The following is a 14,470-nucleotide window of genomic DNA, read 5'->3' as shown; positions in this document are numbered from 1 at the left end:
CCGACATGCTGCGCGGGGCGTTGCTGAAGATTGCGGCCGGCGTCGCGCCACCGGACCTCACGGCGGCGTCCGGCGCGCTCGGCGCGGCGCTCGGCCGTGCCTGACGAACAAGGGGACGAACACGCGCCGGCGGCCCTTGCCGCGCGGGCCCGCAACACGCTGCCGACAGCGCCCGCGCGCGTGTTAGAGTGCCGTGTGATCCGTGCGCGCCGTTGCCAGCGCGGTGCGGCGTTGCTTGTTGATCGCGGCCCGGTCAGGCCGCGGCGTCTTTGCTAAAATTCAAACCATGTCAAAGCCTTCCGATCGCATCAATCTCACCAACCAGTTCCTGATCGCCATGCCGAACATGGCCGATCCGACGTTCTCGGGAACGGTGGTCTATCTTTGCGATCACAGCGAGCGCGGTGCGCTCGGCCTCGTCATCAACCGTCCTACCGACATCGACCTCGAATCGCTGTTCAACCGCATCGACCTGAAGCTCGACATCGAGCCGCTGCTGCACATCCCGGTGTACTTCGGCGGCCCGGTCCAGACCGAGCGCGGTTTCGTGCTGCACGAGCCGGTGGAGGGCGCGAGCTACAACTCGTCGATGTCCGTCGAGGGCGGACTGGAGATGACCACGTCGAAGGACGTGCTCGAGGCGGTCGCGACGGGCACCGGCCCGAGGCGCTTCCTGCTGACGCTCGGCCATGCCGGCTGGGGGGCAGGGCAGCTCGAGGAAGAAATCTCCCGCAACGGCTGGCTGACGGTCGCCGCCGATCCGCGCATCGTGTTCGACACGCCGGCCGAAGAGCGCTTCGAAGCCGCACTCGGCCTGCTCGGCGTCAGCTCGTCGATGCTGTCCGGCGAAGCAGGGCACGCATGAGTGGCGCGAGCGCGCGCGATGCGACGCTCCTTGCGTTCGACTACGGCGAAAAACGTATCGGCGTCGCGGTCGGCAATGCGCTGACGCGCTCGGCCCGTGCGCTCGTCGTGATCCAGAACCTGAACCGCGAACACCGCTTCAAGGCGGTCGGCGACCTGCTGGCCGAATGGCGGCCGGACGCGCTCGTCGTCGGCCTGCCGGTGCATCCGGACGGCACGCCGCACGACATGACGCAGCAGGCGAAGCGCTTCGGCAACCAGCTGAACGGCCGCTTCGGGCTGCCCGTCACGTGGGTCGACGAGCGCTATTCGTCGGTCGAGGCCGAGGCCGGGCTGCGCGAGCGCAACGTGCGCGGCCGCGCACGGGCCGAGATGCTCGATGCCGAGGCCGCGCGCGTCATCCTTCAACAGTATCTCGATCAATTGTCCGACCATGAGCACCATTGACGCCGAGGCGCTTTACCGCGTCCTGCTCGACCAGATCCGCGCCGCGTACGGCACGGCTTTCGCCGAACCGGGCGGCCCGCGGCTCGCCGGCATTCACAGCGGCGGCGCATGGCTTGCCGAGCGCCTCGCGCGCGATCTCGGCGCGCCGGCGTTCGGCGTCGTGAACGTCGCGCTGCACCGCGACGATTACGCGAAAAAGGGGCTGCACAGCCAGGCCAGCCCGACGTCGCTGCCGTTCGAAGTCGACGGTGCGCGCATCGTGCTCGTCGACGACGTGTTGTATACCGGGCGCACCGTACGCGCGGCGCTCAACGAGCTGTTCGACTACGGCCGTCCGGCCGCGGTCGAGCTCGCGGTGCTCGCCGATCGCGGCGGCCGCGAGCTGCCGGTCGCCGCGCGCTTCGCGAGCGGCGCGCTCGACGTGCCGGCCGGCGCGACGCTCGTGCTCGCACGCGACGATGCACAGTTCACGCTGCGCGTCGAGGCGCACGGCGCCTGAACGACACGCGAACCGTATCCCGGGCCGCTGGTTTGCACCGCGGCCCGTTTGCATAGTTGGAATCACGCACACCATGACCACCGACACCACTGGCCGCACCGGCAATCCCGCTGCGGCCGCGAGCCCCGACCGGTTCCGCTACGGCTTCCTGAAGGGCAACCCGCAGCTCACGAAAAACGGCGAGCTGAAGCACCTGCTGTCGATCGAGGGCCTGCCGCGCTCGATCGTCAACCACATCCTCGATACGGCCGAGCAGTTCGTCAGCGTGACGGACCGTGAAGTGAAGAAGGTGCCGCTGCTGCGCGGCAAGTCCGTGTTCAACCTGTTCTTCGAGAACTCGACGCGCACGCGCACGACCTTCGAGATCGCCGCGACGCGCCTGTCGGCCGACGTGCTGAACCTGAACATCAATGCATCGTCGACGAGCAAGGGCGAATCGCTGCTCGACACGATCAACAACCTGTCGGCGATGCATGCCGACCTGTTCGTCGTGCGTCACGCGTCGAGCGGCGCGCCGTACCTGATCGCCGAGCACTGCGCACCGCACGTGCACGTGATCAACGCCGGCGACGGCCGCCATGCGCACCCGACGCAGGGCCTGCTCGACATGTACACGATCCGTCACTACAAGCGCGACTTCACGAAGCTGCGCGTGGCGATCGTCGGCGACATCCTGCATTCGCGCGTCGCGCGCTCCGACATCCATGCACTCACCACGCTCGGCGTGCCGGAAGTGCGCGCGATCGGCCCGCGCACGCTGCTGCCGGGCGGGCTCGAACAGATGGGCGTGAAGGTGTTCCACAACCTCGACGAAGGGCTGAAGGGCGTCGACGTGATCATCATGCTGCGCCTGCAGAACGAGCGGATGAGCGGCGCGCTGCTGCCGTCCGCGCAGGAATACTTCAAGACCTGGGGCCTGACGCCCGAGCGCCTCGCGCTCGCCGCGCCCGACGCGATCGTGATGCACCCGGGCCCGATGAACCGCGGCGTCGAGATCGATTCGCAGGTCGCCGACGGCCCGCAGTCGGTGATCCTCAACCAGGTCACGTTCGGCATCGCCGTGCGGATGGCGGTGATGGGCATCGTCGCCGGCAACAGCGACTGAGCCCGCTTTCGCGCCTCCTTATTCACGCAATCAACGCATTCACTGACAGCGCATGAAGATTCATATCAAAGGCGGCACGCTGATCGATCCGGTCGCCGGCACCGAACAGCAGGCCGACGTATTCGTCGCGGACGGCAAGATCGCCGCGCTCGGCACGGCGGCGCCGGCCGGTTTCAACGCGGACAACACGATCGACGCCGCGGGCATGATCGTCGCGCCCGGCCTCGTCGACCTGTGCGCGCGGCTGCGCGAGCCCGGCTACGAGCACAAGGCGACGCTCGCGTCCGAGATGGCCGCGGCCGTCGCGGGCGGCGTCACGACCCTCGTGTGCCCGCCGGATACCGACCCCGTGCTCGACGAGCCGGGCCTCGTCGAGATGCTCAAGTTCCGCGCGCGCAACCTGCACCAGGCGAACGTGCATCCGCTCGGCGCGCTGACGGTCGGCCTCAAGGGCGAGGTGATCACCGAGATGGTCGCGCTGACCGAGTCCGGCTGTGTCGGGTTCACGCACGCCAACGTGCCGGTGCGCGACACGCAGGTGCTGCTGCGTGCGCTGCAGTACGCGAGCACCTACGACTACACCACGTGGCTGCGCCCGCAGGACGCCTTCATCGGCCGCGGCGGTGTCGCCGCGAGCGGCGCGCTGGCGTCGCGGCTCGGGCTGTCCGGCGTGCCGGTCGCGGCCGAGACGATCGCGCTGCACACGATCTTCGAACTGATGCGCGTGACGGGCGCACGCGTGCACCTCGCGCGGCTGTCGTCGGCGGCCGGCCTCGCGCTCGTGCGCGAGGCAAAGGCCGAGGGGCTGCCCGTGACCTGCGACGTTGGCGTGAATCACCTGCATCTGATCGACGTCGACATCGGATACTTCGATTCGCAGTTCCGGCTCGATCCGCCGCTGCGCAGCGAGCGTGATCGCGAAGCGATTCGCGTGGCGCTCGCTGACGGCACGATCGATGCGATCTGCTCCGACCATACGCCGGTCGACGACGACGAGAAGCTGCTGCCGTTCGGCGAAGCGACGCCGGGCGCGACCGGGCTCGAACTGCTGCTGTCGCTGACGCTCAAGTGGGCCGAAGAGACGCGTACGCCGCTCGCGCAGGCGCTGCGCCGCATCACGTCCGCGCCGGCCGACGTGCTGAAGTTGCCGGCCGGCCGCCTCACCGAAGGTGGCGCGGCCGACCTGTGCGTGTTCGACCCGCGCGCCCATTGGCGCGTCGAGCCGCGTGCGCTGAAGAGCCAGGGCCACAACTCGCCGTTCCTCGGCTACGAACTGCCGGCCACCGTGCGCGCGACGCTCGTGGCCGGGCAGGTCGCGTTCGAGCGCCACTGAACCACGCCGGACTATCGCCATGATTGCCATTCGCAAGCTGCGTCTCGTCTTTCACCTGTTGCGCGGCATGGCGATCGTCGCGCTGCGTTTTTCGCACGTCACGCCGGCGCGCCGCGCCGAGCTGATACGCCGCTGGTCGCTCAAGCTGCTGCGGATCTGCGGGATGCGTCTCGTCGTCCATAACGACAGCGCACGGCTCGACGCGAGCGCGCTCGTGGTCGGCAATCACGTGTCGTGGCTCGACATCTACACGGTCAACGCGTGGCGGCCGACGCCTTTCGTGTCGAAGGCCGAGGTGCGGCAGTGGCCGGTGGTCGGCTGGCTCGCCGAGAAGCTCGACACCGTGTTCCTGCAGCGCGAGAAGCGCACCGAGGCAATGCGCGTTATGCACGAGATGGCCGAGCGCCTGCGCAACGGCGGGCTGATGTGCGTGTTTCCGGAAGGGACGACGACCGACGGGCAGGAACTGCTGCCGTTCCACGCGAACCTGTTCCAGGCTGCGGTGTCGGCCGGCTGCGCGGTGCAGCCGATCTGCCTGATGTACGAGGATGCGCAGGGGCGGCAGTCGGTTGCGCCGGCCTATACGGGCGAACTGGCGTTGGGCACGTCGCTCGACATGGTGTTGCGCGGCGGGCCGCTCGTCGCGCACCTTTATGTGTGTGAACCGATTGCACCGGGCGGCGACCGGCGGGCCACGTCCGCGGCGGCGCGTGATGCGATCGGGGCTGCGCTCGTGAAGCTGCAGGAGAAGGTCGGCAAACCGACGGCCGAGTCGCTCGCGGAGCTGCAGAAGCACGCGTATCCGGCAGCCGAGGTTGGTTCCGGCGCGGTAGGCGACGCGGCGGCCGAGGAGCCGGTGCCGGGGCGCGAGGGCTGAGTCGCGGCACTTCCGGCGGCCGCCCGAATCAGTTTGACGTCACTCGCCGCCCGGCGAGCGGCATGCTTCGCATTGCACCTGCGTGACTGTGCGCTGTGCCGGATCGGCCGTGAGCCGCACGGCAGACAACTGGTTTCCCCATACGCATCCCGAATCGAGCGCGACGACGTTCTCGCGCACCATCAGGCCGAGCGCGGCCCAGTGGCCGAACACGACCGTCACGTCCTCCGTGCGGCGCCCCGGCACGTCGAACCACGGCAGGTAGCCGGGCGGCGCGCTGTCGGGACCGCCGTTCGCCTTGAATTCCATCGCACCGTCGGGTGTGCAGAAACGCACGCGCGTGAACGCGTTGAACGCGACGCGCATCCGGTCGCGTTTTTTCAGGTTCGGGCTCCATTGATTCGGCTCGTTGCCGTACAGGTTTTGTAGCGTTTCGCGCCAGTCGGGTGCGCGTAGCGCGCGCTGGAGTTCGTCGGCGAGCTCGAGCACGAGTGTAGTGTCCCATTGCGGCAGCACGCCTGCGTGCACGAGCAGCATCCCGTTCTCCGCATGCACGAACGGGCGATGGCGGACCCAGTCGAGCAGCGCATCGGCGTCGGGTGCGTCGAGGATCTCGCCGATGGTGTCGCCAGGGCGTTCGGTGCGCAGGCCGGCGGAGACCGCGAGCAGGTGCAGGTCGTGATTGCCGAGCACGACGGTCGCGCGCGGGCCGAGGTCGACGAGTGCGCGTAGTGAGGCGAGGGAGTCCGGGCCGCGGTTGACGACGTCGCCGGCGATCCACAGCGGCGTGTCGGCGGGGGCTGAAAGCTTTTCGAGCAAAGACTGGAAAGCGGAATGGCAGCCTTGGATGTCGCCGATGGCGATGGGGGAGGAAAGCATGAGGGTCAGATCGTACCGAAACGAGGTGAACTTGGGAATATCGTATGAATATACGGTGGCGCAACGGCTGTTCCACATCGGGCGGCCTGCCAAGCATGCTATTTTCGTGGCGCAAGGGCCTCGCGCTGTATCAAGTTGTTAGCAGCATGGAGTTGGCACCGGCTGGATTCCTATAATTGACATTTTCGCTCCGAAATTAACATCTCGTGACTTTGCTGGTAGGGCGACCGGTTAAAATGCCGGGCCTGATCGGCCGAGACTTGGCCACTGTGACATGACAAGAAGTGCGATGAGCGCCTGCCAGGCGCGCCGCACATTATTACTAGAGGGTGTTTCATGATCCTGGTTACCGGCGGCGCGGGTTTTATCGGTGCCAATTTTGTACTCGACTGGATGGATGTGTCCGACGAAGCCGTGCTCAACGTCGACAAGCTGACCTATGCGGGCAACCTGCGTACGCTGGCGCCGCTCGACGGGAATTCGGATCATGTGTTCGCTCGTGTCGATATCTGCGATCGTGCGGCACTCGACGCGCTGTTTGCCGAGCACAAGCCGCGCGCAGTGATCCACTTTGCGGCCGAGAGCCACGTCGATCGTTCGATCCACGGGCCTGCCGATTTCGTGCAGACCAACGTTGTCGGTACGTTTACGCTGCTCGAAGCGGCACGCTCGCATTGGAACGGCCTGAACGATGCGGACAAGGAGGCGTTCCGCTTCCTGCACGTGTCGACCGACGAGGTGTTCGGGTCGCTGTCCGCGACCGATCCTCAGTTCTCGGAAGCCACGCCTTACGCCCCGAACAGCCCCTATTCGGCGACAAAGGCCGGCTCCGACCACCTGGTGCGTGCGTATCACCACACGTACGGTCTGCCGACGCTCACGACGAACTGCTCGAACAACTACGGTCCGTACCAGTTCCCGGAGAAACTGATCCCGCTGATGATCGCAAATGCGCTCGCCGGCAAGCCGCTGCCGGTCTACGGCGATGGCCAGAATGTGCGCGACTGGCTGTACGTCGGCGATCACTGCAGTGCGATCCGCGAAGTGCTTGCGCGCGGCGTGCCGGGCGAGACGTACAACATCGGCGGCTGGAACGAGAAGAAGAACCTCGACGTCGTGCACACGCTCTGCGATCTGCTCGACGCGGCGCGGCCGAAGGCGACGGGATCGTATCGCGACCAGATCACCTATGTTAAGGATCGTCCCGGCCATGACCGGCGCTACGCGATCGATGCGCGCAAGCTCGAGCGCGAGCTCGGCTGGAAGCCGGCCGAGACGTTCGAGACGGGGCTCGCGAAGACCGTGCGCTGGTATCTCGACAATCAGGTCTGGGTGGACGAGGTCGCGTCAGGCGATTACCGCAAGTGGGTCGAAACGAACTATGCGCAACGCACGTGAGGATCTGATCGATGGCACGTAAAGGCATTATTCTCGCCGGCGGCTCGGGCACGCGGCTGTATCCGATTACCCACTCGGTGTCGAAGCAGCTACTGCCGGTGTACGACAAGCCGATGATTTACTACCCGCTTTCGACGTTGATGCTCGCGGGCATTCGCGACGTGCTGGTCATTTCGACGCCGGCGGACACGCCGCGCTTCGAGGCGTTGCTGGGCGACGGCTCGAAGTGGGGGATGAACCTGCAGTACGCGATCCAACCGTCGCCCGACGGGCTCGCGCAGGCGTTCATCATCGGGCGGGACTTCATCGGCAACGATCCGAGCGCACTGGTGCTCGGCGACAACATCTTCCACGGTCACGATCTCGCGAAGCAGCTTCACGCGGCGAATGGGCGTACCGGAAGCGCGACCGTCTTTGCCTATCACGTGCAGGATCCGGAGCGATACGGCATCGTCGAATTCGACGACCAGATGCGCGCGATGTCGATCGAGGAGAAGCCGGCCCAGCCGCGCTCCCGCTACGCCGTGACTGGCCTCTATTTCTACGACAACGACGTGTGCGACATTGCGGCCGACATCAAGCCGTCAGCGCGCGGCGAGCTTGAAATCACCGACGTCAATTCCCGTTATCTCGCAGCAGGCAAGCTGCAGGTGGAGATCATGGGGCGCGGCTACGCATGGCTTGACACGGGCACGCACGATTCGCTGATGGAGGCTGCGGCTTTCATCGCGACCTTGCAGAAGCGCCAGGGCCTCGTGGTGGCATGCCCCGAGGAGATTGCTTACCGAATGGGCTGGATCGATGCCGAGCGCCTGCTGACGCTCGCCGCGCCTCTCGCCAAGAACGCGTACGGGCAATATCTGAAGAACCTACTGACGGACAAGATTCTATGGCAATCACGGTAACTTCCACGGCAATTCCAGACGTCAAGCTGATCGAGCCCAAGGTCTTCGGCGACGCTCGCGGGTATTTCTTCGAGAGCTTCAATCAGCGGGAATTCCGTGAGCAGGTTGCGGATGTCGAGTTCGTTCAGGACAACGAGTCGCGCTCGGTCAAGTCCGTGCTGCGCGGGATGCATTATCAGGTCCGCCACGCGCAGGGCAAGCTGGTCCGCGTCGTCGAAGGCAAGGTGTTCGACGTCGCCGTCGATCTGCGTCGTTCTTCGCCGACGTTCGGCAAATGGGTTGGCAGCGTTCTGTCCGCGGAAAATCACCTGCAGATGTGGGTGCCTGCCGGATTTGCGCACGGCTTTCTGGTGATGTCCGAGGCGGCGACGTTTCAATACAAGACGACCGATTTCTGGTATCCCGAATTCGAGCGCGTGCTGCTGTGGAACGACACACACGTTGGCATCGACTGGCCGCTCGACGGCGCTCCGGTGATTGCACCGAAGGATCTCGCAGGTACCGTGCTGGCGGATCTGGAGACCTACGCATGAAGATTCTCGTGACGGGGGCGAAAGGGCAGGTCGGATGGGAGCTCGTGCGTGCGCTGCAACCGCTGGGCGAGGTGGTCGCCGCGACACGTCAAGTCGTTGATCTCGGCGATGCGGCGGCCGTCGCTGCATATGTCGACGCGCTCGCGCCCGATCTCGTGGTCAATGCGGCTGCGTATACCGCGGTGGATCGTGCCGAGGACCAGCCCGACACTGCATTTGCAATCAATCGCGATGCGGCGGGCGCGCTCGCGCGTGCCACCCGGAAGCGTGGCGCGTTGCTGATCCACTTCTCGACCGACTATGTGTTCGACGGGAGCAAGCGAACGCCGTATGCCGAGACCGACGACGTGCGCCCGCTGAACGCTTACGGTGCGAGCAAGCTGGCCGGCGAACAGGCGATCGCCGACGCCGGCGGCGACTGGCTCGTGTTCCGCACGTCGTGGGTCTACGCGTCGCGCGGCCAGAATTTCCTGCGCACGATGCTTCGGCTGGGTACGAGTCGCGAGACGCTGTCGGTCGTCAGCGATCAGTTCGGCGCGCCGACGAGCGCGCGCACGATTGCGGACCTGACCGCGCACGCGGCGGCGAAAGCGCTCGTCGAGCGGCGGGCGGGATCGTTCGCGAGCGGCCTTTATCACATGACGGCGCAAGGCCAGACGACCTGGCACGCGTTCGCGGAAGCCATTTTTGCCGGCGCCAGAAGCCTGTCCCCACGGACAGGCCTGTCTGTCCGCGAAGTGAAGCCGATCCCCGCAGCCGAGTATCCGGCGAAGACGCCGCGTCCGACCTTCTCGGTGCTCGACAACACGCGGTTCGACGAGCGTTTCGGACTGCACCGACCGCAGTGGTCGGACGGGCTTGCACTCGTCCTCGCGGAACTGTTCGATGCCTGATACTGCCCGATCCGGGCGGTGCACATCACACTACATGCCGAGTCGTTCGTACGGCATGGTTTAGCTAGAGATTGTCATGCGGGAAATCATTCAACCATCACTTCCTATCTGGCGGCATCGCCGCCTGATCCTCCAAATGGCGCGCCGCGAAGTGGTCGGCCGATATCGCGGCTCGGTGCTCGGCCTGCTGTGGTCGTTCTTCAACCCGTTGCTGCTGCTGACCGTCTACACGTTTGTGTTCAGCGTGATTTTCAAGGCACGCTGGAATACCGGATCTGATTCGAAGACGGAATTTGCAGTCGTGCTGTTCGTCGGGATGATCATGTTCCAGGTGTTCTCGGAAGCCGTGAACCGTGCGCCATCACTGATCATCAGTAACGCGAACTACGTGAAGAAGGTCGTGTTTCCGCTCGAGGTGCTGCCTGTCGTCGCGCTGCTCGTCGCGCTGTTCCATGCCGCGATCAGCTTCTGCGTGCTGGTGCTCGCGATGCTCGTGCTGGGTTTCCAAGTGCATCTCACGATCCTGTATTTCCCGCTGATCGTCTTGCCGTTCATCCTGTTCACCCTCGGTGTCTGCTGGTTCCTGGCGTCGCTGGGCGTGTTCATCCAGGACATCGGCCAGTCGATCGGGCTCGTGACGACGGTGCTGATGTTCTTGACGCCGGTGTTTTATCCGGTGAGCTCACTGCCGGCCAGTTACCAGCATATCGTCGGAATGAATCCGATCGCGTTCGTCATCGAGCAAAGCCGCAACGTCGTGATCTTTGGAACCGTGCCGAGCTGGACCGGTGTGTCGGTGATGATGATCGTCAGTATCGGCGTCGCGGTACTGGGCTACCAATGGTTTAATCGCACGCGGAAAGGATTCGCAGATGTCCTCTGATCTTGCAGTCAGCGTGAAGGATCTGAGCAAGGTCTTTCATATTTACGATAACCCGCGTGCACGCCTCATGCAGATGCTGTTCGGCTCCCGCAAGCAGTATTACCGGGAGTTCTGGGCGTTGCGCGATGTCTCGTTCGATATCGCGCGCGGCGAGACGGTGGGGATTGTCGGTCACAACGGCTCGGGAAAGTCCACGCTGCTCCAGGTGATCTCTGGGACGCTCGCGCCGAGCGCCGGCACAGTTGAAACGAACGGCAAGGTTGCGGCGCTGCTCGAGCTCGGGTCGGGCTTCAATCCCGAGTTCACCGGTCGCGAAAACGTGATGCTGTACGGCCAGATTCTCGGGATGAGCGAGGAAGAGCTGGAAGAGAAGTATCCGGCCATCGTCGATTTCTCCGAGATCGGCGATTTCGTCAACCAGCCGCTGAAGACGTACTCGTCGGGCATGTACGTGCGCCTCGCATTCTCGGTCGCGATCCACGTCAATCCGGACATCCTGATCGTCGACGAGGCGCTGTCGGTCGGTGACGCGCTGTTCCAGGCGAAGTGCATGGCCGTGATGAAGAAGCTGATGGATCGGGGCACGACGCTGCTGTTCGTCAGCCACGACCCCGGTTCGGTGAAGGCGCTGTGCAACCGCGCGATCCTGCTCGATCACGGCAACATGCTTGCTGTCGGATCGACGGACCATGTGATCGAGTCGTATTACTCGTCTTATGTCCGCAAGAAGCAGCACGTGATTGCCGACGACGAGGCGCCGTCGACGCAGATCGCCGAGCTCGATGCCGATCTCAACGACGGCGCGGACGAATTCCAGAAGCAGGCGGCGTTCCAGCGGATCCGCAACGGCCGCGCAAGCTTCGTCAACGTGCAGTTGTTGAACGAACAGGGGCGCGCGACACGCCAGGTTACCTACGGCGACACCGTGACGCTGAGAATGATCGTGAGCGTCGAGGAAGATCTGCCGCTGCTGGCATTCGGCTATCACCTGCGCGACAAGAACGGGTTCGATATCGCGTACTCGGACACCGGCCTCGAGCACGCGCATTTGTACGACGTTCACGCGGGTGAAGTCCACGTGGTCGACTGGACGTTCAAGGTATCGCTGCGCGGCGGCGATTACAGCATCAGTGCGGCCACGTCAGTGCCGACCGACCTGAGCATCGGCCAGGTCGACACGTGTGATCATGTGCCGATCGCCGTGCAATTCAACGTCTCGCGCGGCACCTACCTGCCGCTTTATGGCGCCGTACATTTCGACAACAAGGTCCAGACGCGGCTGTTGTCGAAGACGGTGGCCTGACGTAGCGTTGGCCGGCAGTGGATCCGGCGCCGGGGCCGGCGCGTGCGGATCCGCACGAGGAATCAATCAGGAGCGCCCTATGAGACAAAAGCCGGATGGTTTCGCCAGTCCGATCTATGTGACGAAACCGATGTTGCCGCCGCTTGGCGAGTTCATGTCGCAGTTGGAAGACATCTGGGACAGCGCCTGGCTGACGAACGGCGGTGCGAAGCACGTTGAGCTGGAGGCGGCGCTCGCGAAGCGGCTCGGTGCACGGCACTTCTCGCTTTTCAACAACGGGACGAGCGCGTTGCTCGTCGCCTGCCAGGCACTGCGGCTCGCCGGTGAAGTCATTACGACGCCGTTCACGTTTCCCGCGACGCCGCATGTGCTGCACTGGAACAACGTGACGCCGGTGTTTTGCGACATCGACGAGGAAACGCTGACCATTGATCCGGCCGTGGCCGAAGCGCTGATCACGCCGCGCACGACGGGCGTGCTCGGCGTGCACGTGTATGGGATGCCGTGCGACGTGAAGGCGTTCGAGCGCATTCGTGAGCAGTACGGCGTCAAGGTGCTCTACGACGGCGCGCACGCGTTCGGCACGGAAATCGACGGCAAGCCGGTCGCCGAGTTCGGCGATGCGACGATGTACAGCTTCCACGCGACGAAGCTGTTTCACTCGGCCGAGGGTGGCGGGCTGGCAATGGCTGACGAGGCGATGAAGCGGCGCGTCGATCTGCTGAAGAATTTCGGAATCTTGAACGAGACCGAAGTCATCATGCCGGGTACTAATGGCAAGATGAACGAAGTACAGGCGGCCCTGGGTCTCGTCAATCTTGCCCATTACGACGCGGAGCATGCCGCGCGGCAGCGCGTTGCACAGGTTTACCTGAGTCGCCTGGACGAGATTCCCGGCATCACATGCTTCCGCCTGCCTCCGAACGTTGGCCACAGCATGCAGTATTTCATCGTGCGCGTGAACGCACAGGCATGCGGCGTGTCGCGCGACCGGTTGTACGACACGCTGAAGCAGTTCAACGTATTTTCGCGGCGCTATTTCTACCCGCTATGTAGTGAGCACAATTGCTATCGCGCGCTGCCGAGCGCCGATCCCGGGCGCTTGCCGGTTGCGACGCGAGTGTCGCGCGAAGTACTCGCGTTGCCGCTGTACGGCGAGCTTGGGGAAGACGGGGCGAATCGCATCGTCGACATCATTCAATACATCTGCAATGGCAAACAATAATTATTCGATCGGGGATTCGCGGCCGCGTGTCAGCGTTCTCACGACGTCTTACAACTACGGCAGATTCATCGGGGAGACGATCCGGTCGGTGCTGTCCCAGACGTACGCGTCGTGGGAGCTGATCATTGTCGACGACTGTTCGACAGACGATTCCTGGGAGGTCATCCAGCAGTTCGATGATCCGCGGATTCGCGCGGTGCGCCAGGAGCGCAACCAGGGCGCGTGCGCGGCGTACAACACGGCGCTGCGTCTCGCGTCCGGTGAATTCATCGCGAGCCTGGATTCCGACGACGTGTTCGTGCCCGAGAAGCTTGCGGCGCAGGTTGCGTTCATGGACGCCCATCCGGATGTCGATATCTGCGGCAGCTTCATGGCGGAGATCGATGCATCGAGCCAGCCGGTCGACCCCGACAAATGCTTCTATGCGCCGTGGTTCAATCAGGATCTCGACCTGAACGCGCCCGACAGCTGGGTGTGGGAGAACCATCTGTGCCATTCGACCGTGCTGGTCAGGAAGTCCACGCATGACCGGATCGGCTTTTTCCGGGAGGACCTGACCTACTCGCCGGACTGGGATTTCTGGCTGCGTTCGCTCGCCGGCGGCGCCCGGTTTCATGTGATGAAAGACGCGCTCCTCCTTTACCGTGCGCACGGCGGCAACGTGACGCATCGCAATCGCGATGCGCTGATGTGGGAGTATGCGGATATCTCCGGCGGCGTCGTGCATCCGTACCTCGAGCGGATCGAGCGCTTCGACCTGCTCCGCAAGAGCATGGAGTCGTTCGTCGGGCGCTTCTTCGAGATTGACGGCGACTGGCGGCGGTTCCTGGAGCTGATCGAGATGCTGCGCGTGTACGACCGTCACGAGGACACGTTCAGGATTCCGCCGCATCTGTTCTTCAATGGCGAGCTGACCGCGTTCGTCACGAGACTCGCGTCCGGGTGGTCGCCGCAGGCTTTTGCCGCCGTTCGCGAGCGTTTGTCGAAGCCGGAGGGCGAGTACGATGGTTCGGCGCCGGCACCGGCGGCGAACGCGCAGGCGGCTGCAGGCGCCGCGACGTTTCAACTGCTGATTCGAGGTGAGCGCGACCGTGCGCTTGCCGAACTGGATCAGGTGCGTGCAGAGCACGAACGTGTCGCCACGGAACTCGAGCACGCGAAAGCGGAGTTGCGTGCCGCAGCCGACCGGGAAGGGCGGCTCACTGCCAGCCTGGCTGACGCGCAGACGGAACTCGATCGTGTCAGGGGCACCATCTGGGGCAAGGCGGATAATCTGTACCGGCGCCTGAGCCGATAGCCCGTGCCCCCGCGAATGATCCAAGATAT

General features: G+C 64.6%; 15 protein-coding genes. 14 read left to right on the top strand and 1 reads right to left on the bottom strand.

Annotated elements, in window-relative coordinates; genetic code table 11:
* Window positions 1–286 precede the first annotated feature (286 nt).
* From G3N96_RS19390 to G3N96_RS19365, 6 genes are all read left to right on the top strand, one after another.
* Window positions 287–865, top strand: coding sequence for a YqgE/AlgH family protein (locus tag G3N96_RS19390; RefSeq protein ID WP_124576630.1), 579 nt, complete (start codon window positions 287–289; stop codon window positions 863–865).
* Complete coding sequence (ruvX, locus tag G3N96_RS19385; protein WP_206138163.1) at window positions 862–1,311, top strand: Holliday junction resolvase RuvX; 450 nt, start codon at window positions 862–864, stop codon at window positions 1,309–1,311. The genes G3N96_RS19390 and ruvX overlap by 4 nt, the downstream gene beginning before the upstream one ends.
* Window positions 1,298–1,810, top strand: coding sequence for a bifunctional pyr operon transcriptional regulator/uracil phosphoribosyltransferase PyrR (gene pyrR / locus G3N96_RS19380; RefSeq protein ID WP_206138162.1), 513 nt, complete (start codon window positions 1,298–1,300; stop codon window positions 1,808–1,810). The genes ruvX and pyrR overlap by 14 nt, the downstream gene beginning before the upstream one ends.
* Before the next feature lie 73 nt (window positions 1,811–1,883).
* Complete coding sequence (locus G3N96_RS19375; protein WP_006476735.1) at window positions 1,884–2,915, top strand: aspartate carbamoyltransferase catalytic subunit; 1,032 nt, start codon at window positions 1,884–1,886, stop codon at window positions 2,913–2,915.
* A gap of 52 nt (window positions 2,916–2,967) precedes the next feature.
* Window positions 2,968–4,248, top strand: a complete 1,281-nt coding sequence (locus tag G3N96_RS19370) for a dihydroorotase (RefSeq protein WP_206138161.1) — start codon at window positions 2,968–2,970, stop codon at window positions 4,246–4,248.
* A gap of 19 nt (window positions 4,249–4,267) precedes the next feature.
* The gene (locus G3N96_RS19365) at window positions 4,268–5,125 is read left to right on the top strand and encodes a lysophospholipid acyltransferase family protein (RefSeq protein WP_206138160.1); all 858 of its coding nucleotides are present in this window, start codon (window positions 4,268–4,270) and stop codon (window positions 5,123–5,125) included.
* A gap of 39 nt (window positions 5,126–5,164) precedes the next feature.
* Here G3N96_RS19365 and G3N96_RS19360 read toward each other — a convergent pair whose 3' ends face one another.
* On the bottom strand, window positions 5,165–6,004 hold the full coding sequence (locus tag G3N96_RS19360; RefSeq protein WP_206138159.1) for a symmetrical bis(5'-nucleosyl)-tetraphosphatase: 840 nt from the start codon (window positions 6,002–6,004) through the stop codon (window positions 5,165–5,167).
* Window positions 6,005–6,340: 336 nt separating this feature from the next.
* Between G3N96_RS19360 and rfbB the strand changes: the two genes are divergently transcribed.
* The 8 genes from rfbB (at window position 6,341) to G3N96_RS19320 (ending at window position 14,441) form a co-directional block, all read left to right on the top strand.
* Complete coding sequence (gene rfbB / locus G3N96_RS19355; RefSeq protein WP_206138158.1) at window positions 6,341–7,402, top strand: dTDP-glucose 4,6-dehydratase; 1,062 nt, start codon at window positions 6,341–6,343, stop codon at window positions 7,400–7,402.
* Between the two features lie 11 nt (window positions 7,403–7,413).
* Complete coding sequence (gene rfbA, locus G3N96_RS19350) at window positions 7,414–8,307, top strand: glucose-1-phosphate thymidylyltransferase RfbA (RefSeq protein WP_206138157.1); 894 nt, start codon at window positions 7,414–7,416, stop codon at window positions 8,305–8,307.
* Window positions 8,292–8,840 (top strand): dTDP-4-dehydrorhamnose 3,5-epimerase, encoded by a 549-nt coding sequence (gene rfbC / locus G3N96_RS19345; protein WP_089460516.1) that lies wholly within the window; start codon window positions 8,292–8,294, stop codon window positions 8,838–8,840. Before rfbA ends, rfbC begins: the two co-directional genes overlap by 16 nt.
* Entirely contained in the window at window positions 8,837–9,733 is an 897-nt protein-coding gene (rfbD, locus tag G3N96_RS19340) for a dTDP-4-dehydrorhamnose reductase (protein WP_206138156.1), read from the top strand. The genes rfbC and rfbD overlap by 4 nt, the downstream gene beginning before the upstream one ends.
* 76 nt (window positions 9,734–9,809) lie before the next feature.
* Window positions 9,810–10,616: an ABC transporter permease gene (locus tag G3N96_RS19335; protein ID WP_089455712.1), complete on the top strand. Its 807-nt coding sequence runs from the start codon at window positions 9,810–9,812 to the stop codon at window positions 10,614–10,616.
* Window positions 10,606–11,919: an ABC transporter ATP-binding protein gene (locus tag G3N96_RS19330; RefSeq protein ID WP_089439378.1), complete on the top strand. Its 1,314-nt coding sequence runs from the start codon at window positions 10,606–10,608 to the stop codon at window positions 11,917–11,919. Before G3N96_RS19335 ends, G3N96_RS19330 begins: the two co-directional genes overlap by 11 nt.
* A gap of 79 nt (window positions 11,920–11,998) precedes the next feature.
* Window positions 11,999–13,144, top strand: a complete 1,146-nt coding sequence (locus tag G3N96_RS19325; protein ID WP_206138164.1) for a DegT/DnrJ/EryC1/StrS family aminotransferase — start codon at window positions 11,999–12,001, stop codon at window positions 13,142–13,144.
* Window positions 13,131–14,441, top strand: a complete 1,311-nt coding sequence (locus G3N96_RS19320; RefSeq protein ID WP_124576640.1) for a glycosyltransferase — start codon at window positions 13,131–13,133, stop codon at window positions 14,439–14,441. The genes G3N96_RS19325 and G3N96_RS19320 overlap by 14 nt, the downstream gene beginning before the upstream one ends.
* The last annotated feature ends 29 nt before the right edge of the window (window positions 14,442–14,470 follow it).

The organism is Burkholderia sp. Se-20373 (assembly GCF_017104705.1).
Lineage (GTDB): Bacteria > Pseudomonadota > Gammaproteobacteria > Burkholderiales > Burkholderiaceae > Burkholderia.
The sequence above is the reverse complement of the archived record's forward strand: the minus strand, read 5'-3'. Positions and strand labels throughout refer to the sequence as shown.

Coding starts and splice junctions, on each gene's coding strand:
- G3N96_RS19390 (WP_124576630.1), top strand. CDS start 287: ATGTCAAAGCCTTCCGATCGCATCAATCTCACCAACCAGTTCCTGATC.
- ruvX (WP_206138163.1), top strand. CDS start 862: ATGAGTGGCGCGAGCGCGCGCGATGCGACGCTCCTTGCGTTCGACTAC.
- pyrR (WP_206138162.1), top strand. CDS start 1,298: ATGAGCACCATTGACGCCGAGGCGCTTTACCGCGTCCTGCTCGACCAG.
- G3N96_RS19375 (WP_006476735.1), top strand. CDS start 1,884: ATGACCACCGACACCACTGGCCGCACCGGCAATCCCGCTGCGGCCGCG.
- G3N96_RS19370 (WP_206138161.1), top strand. CDS start 2,968: ATGAAGATTCATATCAAAGGCGGCACGCTGATCGATCCGGTCGCCGGC.
- G3N96_RS19365 (WP_206138160.1), top strand. CDS start 4,268: ATGATTGCCATTCGCAAGCTGCGTCTCGTCTTTCACCTGTTGCGCGGC.
- G3N96_RS19360 (WP_206138159.1), bottom strand. CDS start 6,004: ATGCTTTCCTCCCCCATCGCCATCGGCGACATCCAAGGCTGCCATTCC.
- rfbB (WP_206138158.1), top strand. CDS start 6,341: ATGATCCTGGTTACCGGCGGCGCGGGTTTTATCGGTGCCAATTTTGTA.
- rfbA (WP_206138157.1), top strand. CDS start 7,414: ATGGCACGTAAAGGCATTATTCTCGCCGGCGGCTCGGGCACGCGGCTG.
- rfbC (WP_089460516.1), top strand. CDS start 8,292: ATGGCAATCACGGTAACTTCCACGGCAATTCCAGACGTCAAGCTGATC.
- rfbD (WP_206138156.1), top strand. CDS start 8,837: ATGAAGATTCTCGTGACGGGGGCGAAAGGGCAGGTCGGATGGGAGCTC.
- G3N96_RS19335 (WP_089455712.1), top strand. CDS start 9,810: ATGCGGGAAATCATTCAACCATCACTTCCTATCTGGCGGCATCGCCGC.
- G3N96_RS19330 (WP_089439378.1), top strand. CDS start 10,606: ATGTCCTCTGATCTTGCAGTCAGCGTGAAGGATCTGAGCAAGGTCTTT.
- G3N96_RS19325 (WP_206138164.1), top strand. CDS start 11,999: ATGAGACAAAAGCCGGATGGTTTCGCCAGTCCGATCTATGTGACGAAA.
- G3N96_RS19320 (WP_124576640.1), top strand. CDS start 13,131: ATGGCAAACAATAATTATTCGATCGGGGATTCGCGGCCGCGTGTCAGC.